Annotated in this window: 18 protein-coding genes; 12 read left to right on the top strand and 6 right to left on the bottom strand. The window is 58.6% G+C overall.

Going from position 1 to position 18,868, the window contains the following annotated elements; translation table 11 throughout:
- Positions 1-46 precede the first annotated feature (46 nt).
- Positions 47-247, bottom strand: coding sequence for a hypothetical protein (locus ACR3E0_RS16040; RefSeq protein WP_480479817.1), 201 nt, complete (start codon positions 245-247; stop codon positions 47-49).
- A 255-nt stretch (positions 248-502) separates the two neighbouring features.
- Here ACR3E0_RS16040 and ACR3E0_RS16035 point away from each other — a divergent pair, with 255 nt between their 5' ends.
- Together ACR3E0_RS16035 and rpsD are read left to right on the top strand one after the other, a co-directional pair.
- A complete protein-coding gene (locus ACR3E0_RS16035; protein ID WP_480479816.1) occupies positions 503-898 on the top strand; it encodes a hypothetical protein in 396 nt (131 codons plus the stop codon).
- A gap of 220 nt (positions 899-1,118) precedes the next feature.
- On the top strand, positions 1,119-1,739 hold the full coding sequence (gene rpsD, locus ACR3E0_RS16030; protein WP_480479815.1) for a 30S ribosomal protein S4: 621 nt from the start codon (positions 1,119-1,121) through the stop codon (positions 1,737-1,739).
- Between the two features lie 54 nt (positions 1,740-1,793).
- Here rpsD and ACR3E0_RS16025 read toward each other — a convergent pair whose 3' ends face one another.
- Entirely contained in the window at positions 1,794-2,255 is a 462-nt protein-coding gene (locus ACR3E0_RS16025) for an Lrp/AsnC family transcriptional regulator (RefSeq protein WP_480479814.1), read from the bottom strand.
- A gap of 102 nt (positions 2,256-2,357) precedes the next feature.
- On the opposite strand from ACR3E0_RS16025, the gene ACR3E0_RS16020 reads away from it, so the two are divergent.
- From ACR3E0_RS16020 to ACR3E0_RS16005, 4 genes are all read left to right on the top strand, one after another.
- Complete coding sequence (locus tag ACR3E0_RS16020; RefSeq protein WP_480479813.1) at positions 2,358-3,773, top strand: aminotransferase class V-fold PLP-dependent enzyme; 1,416 nt, start codon at positions 2,358-2,360, stop codon at positions 3,771-3,773.
- Positions 3,774-3,837: 64 nt separating this feature from the next.
- Positions 3,838-4,923 carry a histidinol-phosphate transaminase gene (hisC, locus tag ACR3E0_RS16015; protein WP_480479812.1) on the top strand — a complete coding sequence of 362 codons (1,086 nt, stop codon included), beginning with the start codon at positions 3,838-3,840 and terminating at the stop codon, positions 4,921-4,923.
- Positions 4,920-5,837, top strand: a complete 918-nt coding sequence (locus tag ACR3E0_RS16010) for a prephenate/arogenate dehydrogenase family protein (RefSeq protein ID WP_480479811.1) — start codon at positions 4,920-4,922, stop codon at positions 5,835-5,837. The genes hisC and ACR3E0_RS16010 overlap by 4 nt, the downstream gene beginning before the upstream one ends.
- Positions 5,837-6,697 (top strand): extensin-like domain-containing protein, encoded by an 861-nt coding sequence (locus ACR3E0_RS16005; RefSeq protein WP_480479810.1) that lies wholly within the window; start codon positions 5,837-5,839, stop codon positions 6,695-6,697. Before ACR3E0_RS16010 ends, ACR3E0_RS16005 begins: the two co-directional genes overlap by 1 nt.
- Here ACR3E0_RS16005 and ACR3E0_RS16000 read toward each other — a convergent pair.
- Complete coding sequence (locus tag ACR3E0_RS16000) at positions 6,694-7,695, bottom strand: DUF2125 domain-containing protein (protein WP_480479809.1); 1,002 nt, start codon at positions 7,693-7,695, stop codon at positions 6,694-6,696. The genes ACR3E0_RS16005 and ACR3E0_RS16000 overlap by 4 nt on opposite strands.
- 67 nt (positions 7,696-7,762) lie before the next feature.
- On the opposite strand from ACR3E0_RS16000, the gene ACR3E0_RS15995 reads away from it, so the two are divergent.
- The 3 genes from ACR3E0_RS15995 to ACR3E0_RS15985 all read left to right on the top strand — a co-directional run bounded on the left by ACR3E0_RS15995 (position 7,763) and on the right by ACR3E0_RS15985 (position 11,293).
- Complete coding sequence (locus ACR3E0_RS15995) at positions 7,763-8,293, top strand: gamma-glutamylcyclotransferase (protein WP_480479808.1); 531 nt, start codon at positions 7,763-7,765, stop codon at positions 8,291-8,293.
- 69 nt (positions 8,294-8,362) lie between these two features.
- Positions 8,363-9,547, top strand: coding sequence for a biopolymer transporter ExbB (locus ACR3E0_RS15990; RefSeq protein ID WP_480479807.1), 1,185 nt, complete (start codon positions 8,363-8,365; stop codon positions 9,545-9,547).
- 3 nt (positions 9,548-9,550) lie between these two features.
- Positions 9,551-11,293 (top strand): peptidoglycan -binding protein, encoded by a 1,743-nt coding sequence (locus ACR3E0_RS15985; RefSeq protein WP_480479806.1) that lies wholly within the window; start codon positions 9,551-9,553, stop codon positions 11,291-11,293.
- 32 nt (positions 11,294-11,325) lie between these two features.
- On the opposite strand, the gene ACR3E0_RS15980 is transcribed toward ACR3E0_RS15985, so the two are convergent.
- From ACR3E0_RS15980 to gloB, 3 genes are all read right to left on the bottom strand, one after another.
- Complete coding sequence (locus ACR3E0_RS15980; protein ID WP_480479804.1) at positions 11,326-12,216, bottom strand: YHYH protein; 891 nt, start codon at positions 12,214-12,216, stop codon at positions 11,326-11,328.
- A gap of 167 nt (positions 12,217-12,383) precedes the next feature.
- Entirely contained in the window at positions 12,384-14,708 is a 2,325-nt protein-coding gene (clpA, locus tag ACR3E0_RS15975) for an ATP-dependent Clp protease ATP-binding subunit ClpA (RefSeq protein WP_480479802.1), read from the bottom strand.
- Positions 14,709-14,882: 174 nt separating this feature from the next.
- Positions 14,883-15,650 carry a hydroxyacylglutathione hydrolase gene (gene gloB, locus ACR3E0_RS15970; protein ID WP_480479801.1) on the bottom strand — a complete coding sequence of 256 codons (768 nt, stop codon included), beginning with the start codon at positions 15,648-15,650 and terminating at the stop codon, positions 14,883-14,885.
- Between the two features lie 61 nt (positions 15,651-15,711).
- On the opposite strand from gloB, the gene ACR3E0_RS15965 reads away from it, so the two are divergent.
- From ACR3E0_RS15965 to atpA, 3 genes are all read left to right on the top strand, one after another.
- A complete protein-coding gene (locus ACR3E0_RS15965) occupies positions 15,712-16,446 on the top strand; it encodes a class I SAM-dependent methyltransferase (protein WP_480479800.1) in 735 nt (244 codons plus the stop codon).
- A 315-nt stretch (positions 16,447-16,761) separates the two neighbouring features.
- Positions 16,762-17,322 (top strand): F0F1 ATP synthase subunit delta, encoded by a 561-nt coding sequence (locus ACR3E0_RS15960; protein ID WP_480479799.1) that lies wholly within the window; start codon positions 16,762-16,764, stop codon positions 17,320-17,322.
- Entirely contained in the window at positions 17,323-18,861 is a 1,539-nt protein-coding gene (atpA, locus tag ACR3E0_RS15955; protein ID WP_480479798.1) for a F0F1 ATP synthase subunit alpha, read from the top strand.
- Positions 18,862-18,868: the final 7 nt, after the last annotated feature.

The raw sequence follows: 18,868 nt of genomic DNA, 5'->3' as shown, positions 1-18,868 counted from the left end.
CTTTTTTGACGGCAAGAAGTCGTTCAAGACCATACTCGATTTCTTGTCACTTCAGAGCGCGCTTGGCTTCTTCAAGTGCTTTGGACCCCTTCACCCACTGCCACGGGGTGCGCGGCTTTCTCGCCTTGGCTAGTTCAGGGTTCGCCTTGGCGTCACTGGCAGCAGCGCGCAGGCGTTCACGAGCTTCACGTTGGTCGAGTTTCAATTCTTCGCACAGGGTCTTACCCGAAAGTTTAGAACGGATCATAGCAAAGCAATCTGATTCAGTTCTGCAACATTCATGTGAATGCTGCATTTCCGTCTCTTTTCCGCCGGATTCAGCGCTGATAAGCACGTGTGAGTAAACGGTAGGGTGTTGAAAGGTACAGGCGGGCAGATGACAGCCGGATGCAACGGTCGCGTAGCCATATCATGGAAACAAACGGAAATTGACGGGCTTGAGGCTGCGCCTTCGGCCTCATTGGTCGTGGGCGCCGCGTGGTCTTGGCGGGGGCAGGCAGTCATGCTTGCTGTCAGTCAGGAGCAACATGTTGAACAGGCCGGGCTTGCTGGTGGCATTGCCAGGTGTTCCAATGACCGGTTTGCACTGATGATGGATATTTCGGGTCGCGCCAGCGGGAGGGTCGTGCTGACCAATGGTGCGCAGCAGTTCTCGGCACAGCTGATTGTTGAAGCCAACGAAGTTGCCCCGACCCTGGTGTTCGAAAACGGGTGTCCGCCACGGGATCAGGACTTTTGGATCAGCGAAATCACCGATCTTGGTGTGAGTTGGGACTCTAAGACCGAATCCGGTTCCACCGTCATCGCCTTTCCGACACAGGCGGGTAACAAGGCGCCCTGGGTCAGTGAAAAGATTCGGATTGCAGCAAACTCACCGAGGCCAGTTCACCACGGTTGATTGTCGGCCGATCTCTCTGAACTCGTTTCCGCCCGCTCCCAAGAGAAACTTCAAGCATCCTTGTGCAACGTGTTGACTCTGCCATTTCTGTAGATATAAGCGCGGCTTCATTGGTGTTGGTGGCCCCCGCAAGGGGATGCCTGTCATGGGGGAAACCTCAAGAGGACAACGCCCTTCATAGTGGCCACACCGGCCTCGACCTAAACGAAGGAGATCAGCCGTGACCAAACGCACGTCTGCCAAGTACAAAATCGACCGCCGGATGGGCGAAAACATCTGGGGTCGTCCGAAATCCCCGGTCAACCGCCGCGAATACGGCCCCGGCCAGCACGGTCAGCGCCGCAAGGGCAAACTGTCTGACTTCGGTCTGCAGCTGCGCGCCAAGCAGAAGCTGAAAGGTTACTATGGTGACCTGACCGAGAAGCAGTTCCGCCGCATTTATGCGGAAGCCGAGCGTGTCAAAGGAGACACCGGTGAAAATCTGATCGGCCTGCTGGAGCGTCGTCTGGATGCCGTCGTCTATCGCGCCAAGTTTGTTGCAACCGTCTTTGCCGCGCGTCAGTTCGTGAACCACGGCCATGTCAAGGTGAATGGCAAGCGGGTCAACATCCCCAGCTACCGCGTTCAGGAAGGTGACGTGATCGAAGTGCGTGACAAGTCCAAGCAACTGGCCGTTGTTCTGGAAGCCGCTGCATTGGCGGAGCGTGACGTGCCGGACTACATCGATGCGGACCATTCGAAAATGACCGCAACCTTTGTGCGTGCACCGTCGCTGGGCGACGTGCCGTACCCGGTTATGATGGAGCCGAACCTGGTTGTTGAATTCTACGCGAAGAACTGATCTTCGCCGAGACCGGATCATTTGGGCCGCGCAAGTTGCGCGGCCTTTTTGTGTTTACAGAGGCAGCGGTCGTCCCTCGGCAATCGCCTCCATGGCAAAATACGACGTGACGCTGTCCAACTCGACCTTTTCGATCAGTCGCTGATAAACCTTGTCGTAAGATGCCATGTCCTGCGTCACGACTTTTAGCTGATAGTCGTAATCGCCCCCGATACGGTGAAAGTCCACGACCTCGGGGATGGTCAGAACGTGACTGCGAAACGCCTGTAGCCATTCAGCCGAATGATGTCGGGTTCGGAGCATTACAAACACCACAAGGCTCAGCCCCAGCTTTTCGCGTGCAATGCGCGCCGATGAGCCCTGCAATATTCCGCCATCGTTCAAGGCTTTGAGGCGGCGCCAGCATGCGTTTTGTGACAGGCCAACCCGGTCGGCCAGTTCGCGTTGCGACAGCGTTGCGTCCTTTTGCAGTTCCTTCAGGATACGCATGTCAATCTGATCTATTTTTTGCTCCATTACTTATCATATGACACAAAGTTTTAGAAATCTACGCAAAGAAAGGTGAAGTTTCTGCGCTCCATATCAATCACATAGGTGGTACAGTAAGGAGCCGATGCTATGACCCTGTCCAAATTTCGTGCGGAAATCCAGTCCACCACTCACAATTCTTCTTTGCGCGACGGGCTGATCGGAGAGAATGCTCTGATCCCGGGTCTGCATGGGGATGTACCGCTTGTTTACGCGGATTATGTCGCTTCGGGTCGCGCCATGCGGCAAGTTGAAGACTTTGTGGTGCAGCATGTTTTGCCGTTCTACGCCAACAGCCATACCGAAGCCTCCTACTGCGGGTCCTACATGACGCGTCTTCGGCGCGAAGCGCGTGTCGAAATTGCCCGCATTGTTGGCGCGAGGGGAGAAGACGCGGTGATCTTTACCGGGTCCGGTGCCACTGCGGGGCTCAATCGGCTGGTCAGTCTGCTGGGGGTGGAAGAGGCTGACCGGCCGGTTGTCTTGATCGGGCCTTACGAACATCACTCAAACATCCTGCCATGGCGCGAAAGTAAGGCGCAGGTGGTTGAAATCCCCGAGGGTGCAGAGGGTGGTGTCGACTTGAAGGCGCTGGAGCGCGCGCTCATCGAGCACGCGGCTGCTGATCTGGTGATCGGGTCGTTTTCGGCGGCATCCAACGTCACCGGAATCATTACCGATCCTGATCCCGTCACGCGGATTCTAAAGGCTCATGATGCGCTGGCCGTTTGGGACTACGCAGGGGGCGGACCTTACCTGCCCATGGATATGGGAGGTGAAGACGCGCGTAAGGATGCCATCGTTGTATCTCCGCACAAGTTTCCGGGCGGGCCGGGTGCGTCTGGCGTGCTGATCGTCAACACGCAGGCCGTTCAGCGCACAAGCCCAAGCTGGCCCGGCGGTGGTACTGTCAGTTTTGTCTCTCCCTGGCGGCACGATTACAGCGAGGATCTGTCCACACGCGAAGAGGCCGGGACGCCCAATGTCATCGGTGACATCCGCGCTGCGTTGGCCTTCATGATCAAGGACGTCGTTGGCACGGATGAGATCGCCCGGCGCGAAGCCCTGTACAACCGCATGGCACTGGACGGATGGAAAAACAATCCGCACCTGACCTTGCTTGGCGCAGACAACCCGCATCGTCTGCCGATTTATTCCTTCCTGGTGCATGACACTGCCGGACAGCCTGTTCACCAACAGCTGTTCACGCGCATGCTTAGCGACGTCTACGGAATTCAGGCGCGCGGCGGATGCGCGTGTGCCGGTCCTTACGCGCACCGTCTGCTGGGTATCGACCGTGAGGCGTCCGAGGACTTGCACGCAGCATTGTCTGCAGGGGAAGAGATGAAAAAGCCCGGATGGGTGCGTTTGAATTTCTCGTATCTGATGAGCGAGCAGACGGTTCAGTTCATCATCGACAGCGTCAATGATCTGTCCCGCCGGACCGAGGAGTTCGTGCCTTACTACAATGCGGACCCGGAGACGGCCCGCTTCAAGGCCGCCTGACGGAATTGCCGCTTTTCTCAACGCTTTGAGACAGGTATGAGGGGCCCACTGAACGGAGCCTCTCATGACCAAGATCACCCCTCAACCCGGCATAATGGACATCGCGCTGTATCAGGGCGGCCAGTCGCATGTGGCCGGGGTGGAGCACGTGATCAAGCTGAGCTCGAACGAAAACCCCTTTGGCCCGAGCCCCAAGGCCATCGAGGCCGTGCGCAACAGCGCGGAGACTTTGCACCGCTACCCTGACACCGATCACGGCACCCTGCGCGTCGCGATTGGCGGGCGGCACGGGCTGGACCCGGCGCGGATCATCTGCGGCGTCGGCAGCGATGAGGTGCTGCAATTTGTGGCGCACGCCTATGCCGGTCCGGGAGACGAGGTCATCTATACCGAGCATGGGTTCTCGATGTACCCGATCATCGCCCGAATGGTCGGTGCGACGCCGGTGATGGTGGCCGAGCGGGACCGTCATGTCGATGTGGACAATATTCTGGCGGCCGTAAATGACAGGACCCGAATTGTCTTTGTCACCAACCCGGGCAATCCGACCTCGACCATGATTTCAGAGGGTGAACTGCGGCGCCTGGCCGATGCACTGCCAAAGACCTGCCTGATAGTGCTCGACGGGGCCTATGCCGAGTTCGTCGATGGGTTCGACGGGGGCGCATCGCTGGTGGATCGCCATGAAAATGTGATCATGACACGGACCTTTTCCAAGGTTTACGGGCTGGGCGGTATGAGGGTTGGCTGGGGTTACGCCTCGCAACCGATCATTGATGTTCTGAACCGGGTGCGTCAGCCCTTTAACCTGTCGTTGACGGCATTGGCTGCCGCAGAGGCTGCTGTGGGTGATGTCGAATTCCTGTCATTTTGTCAGTCTGAAAACGCCCGCCTGCGGGTCTGGCTGGCTGCAGAACTTGAAAAGATCGGTGTCCCGTCCGATCCGTCGCACACCAATTTCATCCTTGCGCGCTTTGCGGATCAGGCCGAAGCAGAAGCCTGCGACGACCACCTGAAATCGCAGGGTTTGATCGTGCGCCGGGTTGCGGGTTACAACCTGCCGAACGCTTTGCGGATCACCGTGGGCGATGAAGAGGCCTGCCGCCGTGTCGTTGCGGCGATTACTGCGTTCAAAGGGGGCGCCGCATGAGCCAGATTTACGACCGCGTGGCGCTGATCGGACTCGGCCTGATTGCCTCGTCAATGTTCTGGGCGATCAAGCGCGCGGGTCTTGTGGGCGAGGTCACCGGCTATGCACGATCCGAAGCCACGCGCAACACAGCCCGCCGCATCGGGTTGTGCGACCGGGTGTGCGACACGGCGCAAGAGGCGGTGGACGGTGCCGATCTGGTTGTGTTGTGTGTGCCTGTTGGTGCTATGGAGACAGTGATCAAGGACATCGCTCCGAGTTTGAAACCCGGCGCGACCGTCACCGATGTGGGGTCGGTCAAGCGCCACGTGATCCGGACTGTGGCTCCGCATATCCCCGACGGCGTGCATTTTGTCCCCGGACATCCGCTGGCCGGAACCGAGCATTCCGGTCCCGAATCCGGATTTGCGGAACTGTTCGACAACCGCTGGTGTCTGCTGGTACCGGTTGAAGGATCCGACCCGGACGCCACCGCCCGGCTGCGGGCTTTGTGGGAAGGCATGGGGTCCAATGTCGATGAAATGGACGCGGATCATCACGATCTTGTTCTCGCCGTGACATCTCATGCTCCGCACCTGATTGCGTACACGATGGTCGGTGTCGCGGATGACCTGCGCCGCGTGACGGACAGCGAGGTCGTCAAATATTCGGCCGCCGGTTTTCGGGACTTCACCCGCATCGCGGCCTCGGACCCCACCATGTGGCGGGATGTTTTCCTGACCAACAAGGATGCGACGCTGGAAATTCTGGGGCGTTTCACCGAAGAACTCTTTGCGCTGCAACGCGCAATTCGAACCGGGGACGGCGATCATCTGTTTGACTATTTCACCCGTACCCGGGCCATCCGCCGCGGTATTATCGACGCCGGGCAGGATACCGATGCACCCAACTTTGGACGCGGAAAGGTAAGTTGATGAACTGGTTCTGGGGACGAATGCTGATTGGATTTGCAGCTCTATTTGCTGCAACGACACAGTCTTTTGCCGTGGAACGTTCCCTTATGCCCGTGGCGCGACCGGTCGCCTATTCGGGCGGTGATCTGCCTTTGGCTGGTGCAGCATTAGTCGAAACGAAACCTGCGATCACCATTCCGAAACTGCGCCCTGAACAAAGGCCTGCCTCTCCTCAGCTTCTGGCCGTTGCGGCTCGCCCGACGGATCTGCCTTTGCTTGGACCGGATATCTCTTTGATGCCGTATCTGAGACCCAAATCCCTGGAACGGGAAGCGTTGTTCAAAAAGCGCAAGCTGCGCAAGGGGTCGGTTTGTGGCGATATCGCGATCCAGGGCAAACCTGTTGGCAAGGTTCCCGGAAAGATCAAGGCGTGTGGTGTCAAGGATGCCGTTCAGATCACATCGGTTTCTGGCGTCACACTCAGCCGTCCGTCGACCATGGATTGCGGCACCGCAATTGCGCTGAACAAATGGGTCGACAAGTCCGTCAAACCAACCTTCAAGCGACGCGGACCGGTGGTCCAGTTGCAGGTGGCCGCCCACTATGCCTGCCGCACCCGCAACAACCGCAAAGGCGCTCGCATCTCTGAGCATGGCAAAGGGCGCGCCATCGACATATCGGGTTTCGTCATGGCCGATGGCGAAGTGGTGACCGTTTATGACGGATGGCGAAAGAATCCATCTCAGAAGCAACTCAAGAAGGTCTGGCGCGGCGCGTGCGGCCCGTTCGGAACGGTTCTGGGCCCAAATTCAGACCGATATCACCGCGATCATTTTCACTTGGATACGGCGCGTTACCGCACTGGGCCTTATTGCCGCTAGCGCAAGATCAGCCGCGGCGCTGGACCCAATGGCAGCGGTCCCAGCGCGACAAACCCGTCACGAAAATTCAATTGCAAATCCAATGCGTTGGGATTGCCGCCAAGACCCGCCATAAAGTTCAGCGCGCGTGTAACCGGATCAACCGCCTGATCGGGCAGGGCGCCGGCCGCATTGGCCATCGCGATCATGTCTCGCCAGTTTTCGGCTTTCATTGCAATTTCGCCTGTGGGGATACCTTGGGCGTCGACCTCCAGCTCTCCGGTCGCGAACAAGTGCAACTCCCCCCATTTGATCTCCGCCAACCGCAGCCCGACCTCAATCGGTTGCGGGCGTCGTTCCTCCAGTGCGCTGCGATCCCAAGGTTTGTCAAATGTGACTACGGCGTCCAGTTCCAGCGTTTCAAACGCCTGTGGCAGCGACGCGGCTGACTTCATCAGATCGCGCAGGTCGTCTCCGGGCGTGAACCCGTCTGCGCGCATGGTGATGGCGTAGGCCTCGGGTGTCGCTGTCTGCTCCATGACAAGACCAAGAGTATCGCCCGCCGCCAGCGTGCCTGTGTCTTCGGTGACAGACCACGGACCGGCGGTGAGAGCCATTTTTTCCAGCACCAGTGCCACGCCGGGTTGCAGTTGCAGCTCTGCCTGTAATGCGCTGGCCTCAATGGTTGCGGTCTGATCGAAATAGGACAGTCGCTGCGGTGTGTCCGCAAAGCGCAGAACCTGCCGTCCGGGCCAGATGGCGGGGCTTTGAAACTCGATCCAATCCGCACTCCAGGCCGTTCCGTTGATGGGGTCGGCGAGGGCAGGGTTGTCCAGGCGGGTCACGTGGTGTGTTGGGTAACCGGCGGTCACAACGCCCGAAAAGTCGGCCTGCCAGCCAAGCTCTTGTTGCTGGTCGAACCAGCCTGTTATGGCGCTGCGCAGGCCGTAGCCGGCGATGAACCAATAGGCGCTCCATGCCACCGCACCCAAAAGCAACACTCGTATCAGACGGCGCATGAGAAATGGCCCTTTTTCCTGCCTTGGAATTGATGTTTATAGGCCGAAACGGGCAAGGACCAGTGCAATGACGATGTGGGTTTTTGGATATGGATCGCTGCTGTGGAATCCGGGGTTTCCGGTGGCGCACAGTGAACGGGCGACCCTGCACGGGTATGCCCGATCCTTCTGTATGAGCTCGATCCATCATCGCGGAACCGAAGACAAGCCGGGGCTTGTGCTGGCATTGGATGAACAGGTTGAGGCCAATTGCAAAGGACTGGCTTTGGCGGTGGAAGCGGGTCATGAAGACCGCACCCTGCACGAGTTGCGCGAACGCGAGTTGATCTCGTCAGCCTATGTCGAGCGCATGTTGGACGTGCATCTGGACACGGGTACGGTGGTGAATGCCGTGACATACGTGATCGACGCGCATCATGTTCAGTACTGCGGAGGTATGCCCTTGGAGGATCAGGCCCAGATCATCGCGCACGCAGTGGGCGGGCGGGGCCCGAACACCGAATACCTGTACAACACGGCCGAGCATCTTTCCGAGATCGGGTTGCGCGATCCGGATCTTGAGTGGTTGTCGCAACGGGTTCGCAGCCTTACCGCATAAACCCTTGGCGTCACCGGCGGATTTTCGCTAGATTCGGGCCAGAGCAGGCAATAACCGGGAACCACGCGCATGGCGCAGGCACATCAGGGCGCGAGACCGCATTTCTCGCATCCAATTCGTCAAATTGTGATGATGTTGATCGCAATCGGGCTGTCGGGTCTTGGGGTCTTTATGGCGCTGCCGTACGTTCTCCCGGTCTTTTACGCAAACCCTTATCTCAACGGCTTTATCCTGCTTGTCTTTGTGATCGGCGTCTTTGCCTGTTTCTATCAGGTGACACAGTTGATCGGGTCCGTCCGTTGGATCGAGGCCTTCGTGGGCGGCGTGGTGCGCGAAGACGCCCGGACGCCACAGTTGCTGGCACCGCTGGCCTCCTTGCTGCGCGAAAGAGGGGCGCGTTCGCAGATCAGTTCCACCTCGAGACGATCCATCCTCGATTCCGTGGCCGAACGGGTTGAGGAAGAACGCGAGATTACACGTTACATCACCAACGTCCTGATCTATCTGGGCCTTCTGGGTACGTTCTTTGGATTGGCCACCACGGTGCCTGCCATCGTCGATACAATCCGCAGCCTGAACCCGCAGGAAGGGGAAGAAGGACTGACCGTTTTCAACCGGTTGATGACCGGGCTGGAGGCCCAGCTTCAGGGAATGGGCGTTGCCTTTGGCTCGTCGCTCCTGGGTTTGGCGGGTTCGCTGATCGTCGGATTGCTGGAGCTGTTTGCCGGTCACGGCCAGAACCGGTTCTATCGCGAACTCGAGGAATGGTTGTCCTCGATCACGCGTGTTGGCTTTGCCGGGACGGAAGAGGGCGCAGGTGCGGAAATTGCAGTCCTGACGCCGGTTCTGGATGCGATGTCCGAACAGATGGATGCGCTGCAAACCCTGTTCTCGGCACAGGAAACAGACCGGGCCGAAGTCTCGGCCAAGCTGGGTCAGCTGGTCGACACCATCGGTGAGCTGAACACGCGTCAGTCCGATACCGAAGGTGTCACGGCGGCATTGGAACGGGTGGCTCTGGGACAGGATGCGTTGCTGGATCACATGCGAGACCACGGTGTTTCTGGCGACGGTATCGACGCCGAAAGCCGCATGCGTCTGCGATCAATGGATGTACAGTTGTTACGGATCCTCGAAGAGATTTCCGCAGGGCGGCAAGAGAGCATGAACGAATTCCGCAAGGATGTCGAATTGCTGGTCAAAGCGCTGACCCTGCCGCGCGGTGCAGTGCGCACCACGCCGGAAAGCGAGTGATCCATGGCCCTGTCGCGGCGCACAGGTCAACGGTTCCAGGGCTCGGTTTGGCCCGGATTCGTGGACGCGATGACAGGGCTTTTGATGGTTCTGACCTTCGTGCTGACCATCTTTATGGTGGTGCAGTTTGTTCTGCGCGAAACCATTTCTGGGCAGGAGGACGAGCTTACGGCGCTGTCCGACGAAGTCGCAGCACTTGCCGGGGCCCTCGGGCTTGAAGAACGGAAAAACAGCCGGCTCCAGGCGCGGCTAGGGGCGCTCAACACAACGCTGTCACAGGCCGAAGACGATCTGTCTCAGGCGCAGGCGCTGATTGCTTCGCTGACAGTCGAGCGGGATCGGCAGGCTGCGGCACTGGATCAGGCCCAGATCCGGATCACGGATTTCGAAGCGCAAGTGGCCGCCTTGCTCGCTGATCAGGAACGGGCCCTGGGGGATATTGAAGCGCTCGAAACCCAGAAAGAACAGCTGCTGAGCGAGCAGGAGGCCCTAAACCTTGCGCTGACGCAAAGCCGCGATGAAATCGATGCGCAGGCCGAAGCTGCGCGTCTTGCGGCGGCCCGTCGCGAAGCGCTGGAGGCTCTGGTCGCGGATCTGGAGCAAAGCGGCGAACAGCGTGCTGCGCAGATTGCCGAACTGGAACAGCAGCTGACGGACGAAGAAGCCGCCCGGTTGGCCGAGGCCGCTGCTGCGGAAAACCTGCGCAACCGGCTGCAGGACGCAGATGCCGAACTGACGGCGATGACCTTGGCGTTGGAGGCGCAGCGCAAGGAGGCCGAAGAAACCCTGACCCTGCTGGCCGCTGCGCAGGCGGCCAAGGCGGAGCTTGAGCGGCAGTTTGGCGAGTTGAACAACGAAGAATTGCAAGCGCGGCTGAAAGCCGCTTTGGCGGCGCAATCCCAGGCCCAGGCCGACGCCGAAACCCAAAAATCGCTGGCAGATGAGCGCGAGGCTTTGTTGGCCGTGGCGCGCGAGGCGATTTCTGTGGAAAAGGCGATATCCGCCAAAGCGCAGCGTGAAACGGCCCTGCTCAACCAGCAGATCGCCGCTTTGCGCGGGCAGTTGGGCTCATTGCAGGCTTTGCTGGACGACTTCAAGGACCGGAACGCAGCGGCTGAGGTTCAGATCCAGACCTTGGGTCAGGACCTGAATGCCGCTCTGGCGCGCGCGGCTTCGGAAGAACGGCGGCGGCGCCTGCTGGAAGAGGCCGAGCGTATTCGTCTGGAGGCCGAGGCCGAAGCCTTGGCCGGGGAAAATCTGGAACTGACGGCGCAGGCCGAAGATCTGGAACGCTACCGCTCGGAATTCTTTGGGCGGCTGCGCGATGTCCTGGGCAATCAGGAAGGGGTCCGGATCGAAGGCGACCGGTTCGTGTTCTCGTCCGAAGTGTTGTTTGATACAGGCTCGGCCGTATTGTCTGCAGAAGGGCGGCAAGAGGTCGCCAAAGTGGCCAGCATCTTGCGCAGCGTGGCCGCTGAAATTCCCGAGGGTCTGAATTGGGTGATCCGGGTGGATGGCCACACCGACAACGTGCCCCTGGCGGGGTCCGGCCGGTATCGCGACAATTGGGAACTCAGCCAGGGCCGCGCCTTGTCGGTCGTTCGCTACATGGTGGATGCGCTGGGTATCCCCCCGAACCGCCTTGCAGCCAACGGGTTTGGTGAGTTCCAGCCCGTCAACCCGGCAGACACGCCCGAAGCACGGGCACAGAACCGTCGGATCGAGCTGAAACTCACGGAACGATAACCGTCAAGCTAGCGGTCAATCAGATGTCGCGCCTATCTTCGGCCGAACCGAAAGCTTTGATCGGGGGCGCCTTTAAAGCATCTGGGGACAACCGGGTAATCCTCAGTCAGAAAATAGGCGTAAGTGCCGGCCGGAAATTCCGCCGAGACTGTGAATGTGCCGTTGCACTTGTCCAAATTGCCGAAGCCTTGAACAAAAACATAATCCTCGTTGAACGTACCATCATGGCGACCGTCTGGCATTTCACCACCCGGCCGGTTTCCGGATTTTAGGCGGTAAGATGAAGTCATATTGCTCACCTGTCCGCCAATCACTCCCGTCATAGCATAAATCGGAAACCCATCGGCTGCGTACCCGATCAGGGGCGAGTGTTTGTCAGGCGACCAATCCAGCAGCTCGACCAGCCCGGTCGGTACGCCGTGATAGTGGTATTTACCGTTTGGCTGAACATGCGCGTAGTTTGCGTCGAGACCCAGAGCTATTGCCCCGCCCAACGGGTTGTAAGACCAGCCGGTTCGCGGATCGCCTTTCCAGAACTCTGCGGCCAGCGGATCAAAGACGATACCATTCAACGAAACCCCGAAATTCCAACCCATGCGCAATGGCGTTATGGTTCCGCTTTGCTCAGGGGCCTTTGGAATACTCAATTTTACGGTCTGTGTGGATATCCGATGAGGATTGCCACGGTTGGGAAACTGTCCAACCAGATGATCCGGAATACCGTTGGCCGACAATCGCAGTTTCGAACCAGTTTCCTTTATCTGCGCATGGCTGGTGCCCGGATCAACGGTGGCCGGAACCAATCGCAATTGTTCGGATTGTGTTTCGTCGTGGTATCGGAATCGATGCTGTGCCGTGGCAATGACGGCAACAGCTGACAGGGCGAAAGCAGTGCCCCAGATGACGGCAATTTTTTTGTTCACTCCCGGTCTCCCTGATCGGTGGGCATAAGCATAGAACGGCAAGGTGGGGCATTTCCGTCGCAGGTTTTTTGTGCGGTTTTGCAGACCACATCTTTGGGTCCATTCCAATCGAAAAACCCGGCGATGTTAAATCGCCGGGCGTCTCACATTTCGAAATAGCAGTTGGATCAGTCGGCTGTCAGTAGCGGAGGCTTGTCGCCCGGAATGCGAGGCTGGTCAGGCCCCAGGATTTCCAGGTTCAACTCACCCTTCTTAACCGAGACACGAACCACCCCGCCTTTGGCCAGTTTGCCGAACAGCAGTTCTTCGGCCAGCGGCTTCTTGATATGCTCCTGGATCACACGACCAAGTGGACGGGCGCCCATCTTGTCGTCATAACCTTTGTCAGCAAGCCATTCCGCCGCTTTGGGCGTCAGGTCAATGGTCACGCCACGATCCAGCAATTGCGCCTCAAGCTGCAGCACGAATTTCTCGACCACCTGCAGGATGACCTCTTTCGGCAGCGGCGCGAAAGAGATGACTGCATCCAGACGGTTGCGGAATTCCGGCGTAAACATACGCTCAATCGCGGCGGTGTCCTCACCCTCGCGGCGGTCACGCCCAAAGCCGATGGCGGCCTTGGCCTGTTCCTGCGCACCCGCGTTCGAGGTCATGATCAACACCACGTTGCGGAAGTTCACGGTACGTCCGTTGTGATCGGTCAGCTCACCATGGTCCATCACCTGCAACAGGATGTTGAACACGTCCGGATGGGCCTTTTCGATCTCATCCAGCAACAGCACGCAGTGCGGATGCTGGTCGACGCCATCAGTCAGCAGACCACCCTGATCGAACCCGACATAGCCCGGAGGTGCACCAATCAGGCGGCTGACCGCGTGCTTCTCCATGTACTCGGACATGTCGAAGCGCAGCAACTCCACTCCCAAGGTATCTGCCAGCTGTTTCGCCACCTCGGTTTTACCCACACCGGTCGGACCGGCGAACAGATAGTTGCCGATGGGCTTTTCAGGCTCCCGCAAACCGGCACGGGCCAGTTTGATGGCGCTCGACAGCGCTTCGATGGCTTCGTTCTGACCGAACACCACCCGTTTCAGCGACACTTCCAGGTCCTTCAGGACCTCGGCATCATCCTTGGTGACATTCTTCGGCGGGATGCGTGCGATCTTGGCAACGACCGCTTCGATTTCCTTAACGCCGATGGTCTTACGGCGCTTGCTTTCAGCCAGCAGATGCTGGGCCGCACCAGCTTCGTCGATCACGTCGATCGCCTTGTCGGGCAGTTTGCGGTCATTGATGTAGCGCGCCGACAGTTCCACGGCCGTCTTGATGGCATCCGCGGTGTATTTGATGTCGTGATGCTTTTCGAAATACGGCTTGAGGCCGCGCAGAATCTTCACGCTGTCTTCAACCGAAGGCTCGTTCACGTCAATTTTCTGGAACCGGCGGGACAGGGCGCGGTCTTTTTCGAAATGCTGACGGAACTCCTTGTACGTGGTCGAGCCCATTGTGCGGAGCTTGCCGCCCTGCAGCGCGGGCTTGAGCAGGTTCGAGGCATCCATGGCACCGCCCGAGGTCGCGCCAGCGCCGATGACCGTGTGAATTTCGTCGATGAACAGCACTGCGTCGGGATGATCTTCCAACTCGGTGACGACAGCCTTCAGGCGTTCCTCGAAATCACCGCGATAGCGAGTCCCGGCCAGCAAAGCACCCATGTCGAGCGAGTAAATCGTTGTTTCAGCCAGAACGTCCGGTGCTTCGCCTGCGACGATCTTATGAGCCAGACCCTCGGCAATGGCTGTCTTGCCGACCCCCGGATCACCCACCAGAAGCGGGTTGTTTTTGCGACGGCGGCAGAGCACCTGAATGCAGCGTTCAACCTCATCCGCGCGGCCAATCAGCGGGTCCACATCCCCCGCGCGCGACTTCGCGTTAAGGTCGACGCAATACTTACCCAGCGCGCTTTCCTTTTGCTCGGTTTCACCGGAACCGGACGGAACGTCTTCCTCGACCTGATCCGCGCCAGACACGGACCGGCTTTCGCCGTAGGCCGGGTCCTTCGCTACACCATGTGCAATGAAGTTGACCGCGTCGTAGCGGGTCATGTCCTGTTCCTGCAGGAAATAGGCCGCGTTGCTCTCGCGTTCGGCGAAAATTGCCACCAACACATTTGCCCCGGTCACTTCGGTGCGGCCCGAGCTTTGCACGTGGATCGCGGCGCGCTGAATGACGCGCTGGAAGGCAGCGGTCGGTACAGCCTCGGATCCATCGATATCCGTGACCAGATTGGATAAATCCTCGTCAATGAATTCGATCAGGGTGCTGCGCAATTCGTCCAGATCGACGCTGCACGCTTTCATGACCCGGATCGCGTCGGGTTCTTCCAGCAGCGCCAGCAGCAGATGCTCCAGCGTTGCAAATTCATGGCGCCGTTCATTGGCGGCTGCAAGCGCCGCGTGTATGGCTTGTTCCAATGTGCTCGAGAATGAAGGCACGCGGGTGCTCCTCTAGTCTTGGGTCGGAAGGGGCGGGCTTCAGGCCGGATCCCCATCCCAACCATGTCCTCATACTATTAGAGTTTGGTTGATCGTGGCCCGGCTTCAAGGGTTTTCTTTCACTTGACAGTCACATTTGTTGTGACCGTGGCCGTGAAGAGAGGCAAATAGGCACTAAAACCGATCTTTTCTAGCCCGGATTTCGGCAAAAACGGTCGTCGCGTCAGTGCCTTCCATTCCCAAATGAGCCAGAATCAAAGGATCAGCCGCGCGAAGAAACGGGTTTGTCGCTTTTTCCAGCGCAAGTTCGGACGGCACAGTTGGTTCCCCGGCAGCGCGCGCGTGATCTATATCGATGACGCGTTGCCGCAAGGCATTGTTCTCTGGATCAACTGTAATCGCAAATTTTGCGTTTGACTGTGTGTATTCGTGACCGGAATAAACAAGGGTATTGTCGGGCAGTGCAGCCAGTTTACTCAGTGAGGCCCACATTTGCGACGGTGTGCCTTCGAACAATCGGCCGCATCCCAGTGCCATCAGACTGTCGGCGGTGAAAACCGCAGCGCTCTCTGGCATATAATATGCGACATGCCCGACGGTATGTCCGTATACATCCAGCACGTGCACCGGCTCACCGCCGATCTCAAAAATGTCACCGTCGGTCACCTGCAGATCCAGTTTGGGCAGGCGATGCGCATCGGCTGCGGCCCCGATAACCTTGGCTGGGTGTCGCTCGAGGACATTGGCCAGACCGTCCACGTGATCCCAATGATGGTGGGTCAGCAAAATGTGACTTAAGTCCCACCCACGGATTTCCAGCTCGCTCAGAATCGGGTCGGCTTCGGGGGCGTCGATCAGGGCCGTCTGGCCGCTAGAGGCATCATGCGCGAGATAGGCGTAATTGTCGCTGAGGCACGGGACGGTGATGATCTCAAGAGGCATGGCCTTTTGCCCTTTCATTGCTAGACTGCGCCCAGCTAAGCCGATTGACCGGGTGTCCGCAATGCATCTCGATGTGCAGGATCTGAGGAACTTCTATTACCGCAGCACTTTGGGGCGTGCGGCGCAGGCTGCGATCCGCGGTCGGCTGACGGATCTGTGGCCCGAGGCCAAGGGGCAGACCGTTGCGGGTTTCGGCTTTGCGGTGCCGTTGCTGCGCCCCTATCTGGCGGATGCGCGTCGTGTGATCGGGTTAATGCCCGGTCCACAGGGGGTGATGCCCTGGCCTGCGGGAATGCCCAACGTGTCAGTGCTGACCGAAGAAACACGTTGGCCAGTCGAAACCGGGCATGTGGACAAGCTGATCGTCATGCACGGGTTGGAGACCTCGGAGCGGCCCAGCCAATTGCTCGACGAGTGCTGGCGTGTTCTGGGACCTGGCGGGCGGGCCCTGTTTATCGTTCCGAACCGGGCCGGGCTCTGGTCGCGGTCTGACGTGACGCCTTTTGGGTTTGGGCATCCCTACTCGGCGTCGCAACTGGAAAAACAACTCAAGGAACATCACTTTGTTCCGGAAAACCACTGCTCGGCGCTGTATCTGCCGCCCTCGTTCCGCCGATTTTGGCTCAAGTCGGCCGGGCTGATCGAAAAGACCGGCCAGCGGCTGCCGACCATTATGGCGGGCGGTGTCCTGATGGTCGAGGTGACCAAGCATATTCGTCCGCCCAGCGGGAGTGTCACCAAGGACACGGCCCGGCGCCCGATCAAAGCCTTGGATGGCCTGTTGAAGCCTGCTTAGCGATTTCTGCAGCCTGTTTTTGAGTTTGGTTTCTGCAAAATTGCGGGAAATCGGCCACAGGAATCGCAAAAAGCTGCAACTTCGTAACATTTTTCAAACGCAAGAACCGGTCAAAAGGGTCGCACTTTGCCTAACTAATTGAAAGTAAACGTTTTGTGGAAAAGTCACTGACCGGCATAACGTATTGCTAGGTTGGTTCGGCTCTGCTAGACCCCCGGTGATTTTGATCCCCGGCCTTCTGGACGGGGTTTCTTCACGCCCCCGGGGTAGCTGCCGCAACGCGAATTCGGGGCCCAAAATATCGGAAGGGTGGACGTGTCCGAACCAGCTTCGATTTCCACGGGCATAGCCGAGCGCTATGCCACCGCGATCTTCGAGATCGCCAAAGAGAACAAAGACCTCGCAGGTCTGGAAACCGGCATCACTGACTTGGCAGCGGCTTTGAACGAAAGTGCCGACTTGCGCGACCTGATCGCCTCACCGCTGATTTCCCGCGCGGAACAAGAAGCCGCAATCACCGCAATTGCAGACAAGATGGGGCTGCACACCATCCTGCGCAACACGCTGGGTTTGATGGCTGAGAAACGCCGGCTGTTTGTTGTACCGCAACTGGTACAGGTCCTGCGCGACATGCTGGCCGAAGAGCGTGGCGAAGTGACCGCAGATGTCGCCTCGGCCAAGGCGCTGACCAAAACACAGATGGAAAAACTGTCCAAAACGCTGTCCGAGCGTGTTGGCAAGACCGTGACAATCAATGCGACCGTTGATGAAAGCCTCATCGGCGGTCTTGTCGTTAAAGTGGGCTCGAAAATGATCGATAGTTCGATCCGTTCGAAGCTGAACTCCCTACAGAATGCAATGAAAGAGGTCGGATAAATGGGAATCCAAGCTGCAGAGATTTCTGCAATCCTAAAGGACCAGATCAAGAATTTTGGTCAGGAAGCCGAAGTGGCCGAAATCGGCCGCGTGCTGAGCGTCGGTGACGGGATTGCCCGTGTATACGGCCTGGACAACGTGCAAGCCGGTGAGATGGTCGAATTCCCCGGTGGCATTATGGGCATGGCCCTGAACCTGGAAAGCGACAACGTGGGTGTCGTTATCTTCGGGTCTGACCGTGACATCAAAGAAGGTGACACTGTTAAGCGCACCAACTCGATCGTGGACGTTCCGATCGGTGACGAGCTGCTGGGCCGTGTTGTGGACGGTCTGGGCAACCCGCTAGACGGAAAAGGTCCGATCAATGCTTCCAAGCGTGGCGTTGCAGACGTTAAAGCCCCCGGCATCATCCCGCGTAAGTCGGTGCACGAGCCGATGGCAACCGGCCTGAAATCGGTTGACGCGATGATCCCGATCGGCCGCGGCCAGCGTGAGCTGATCATTGGTGACCGTCAGACCGGTAAAACCGCTGTCGCTCTGGACACCATCCTGAACCAGAAAGTTTACAACGACGCAGCGGGCGACGACGAGTCGAAGAAACTGTACTGCGTGTACGTTGCGGTTGGTCAGAAGCGTTCGACCGTTGCGCAGCTGGTTAAGAAACTGGAAGAGTCCGGCGCGATTGAATACTCGATCGTTGTGGCTGCGACCGCGTCCGACCCGGCACCGATGCAGTTCCTGGCGCCCTACGCCGCGACCGCGATGGCTGAATACTTCCGTGACAATGGCCGCCACGCGCTGATCATCTATGATGACCTGTCGAAGCAGGCTGTGTCCTATCGTCAGATGTCGCTGCTGCTGCGTCGTCCGCCCGGACGTGAAGCCTATCCGGGTGACGTTTTCTACCTCCACTCGCGTCTGCTGGAGCGTTCGGCGAAGCTGAACGAAGACTTCGGTGCAGGCTCGCTGACGGCTCTGCCGGTTATCGAAACTCAGGGTGGTGACGTTTCGGCGTTTATTCCGACCAACGTGATCTCGATCACCGACGGTCAGATCTTCTTGGAAACCGAACTGTTCTACCAGGGCATCCGTCCTGCTGTGAACACCGGTCTGTCGGTTTCGCGCGTGGGCTCCTCGGCTCAAACCGATGCGATGAAATCGGTTGCTGGTCCGGTTAAACTGGAACTGGCACAGTACCGCGAAATGGCTGCGTTTGCGCAGTTTGGTTCGGACCTCGACGCCGCAACCCAGCAGCTGCTGAACCGTGGTGCGCGTCTGACCGAGCTGATGAAGCAGCCGCAGTACTCGCCGCTGACCAACGCGGAAATCGTCTGCGTCATCTTCGCAGGCACCAACGGTTACCTCGACAAGATCGACGTCTCAGATGTTGGCCGCTATGAGGCCGGTCTGCTGGCGCACCTGCGTGGTAAGCATGCTGACCTGCTGAAGTGGATCACCGACGAAGATCCCAAGGTCAAAGGTGAAGCGTCCGACAAGATCAAGGCAGCGATCGACGAATACGCCGCAACCTTCGCTTGATAGGAGG

Source organism: Ruegeria sp. AJ12, assembly GCF_056536245.1.
This window is presented reverse-complemented; position numbering and strand designations above follow the sequence as displayed.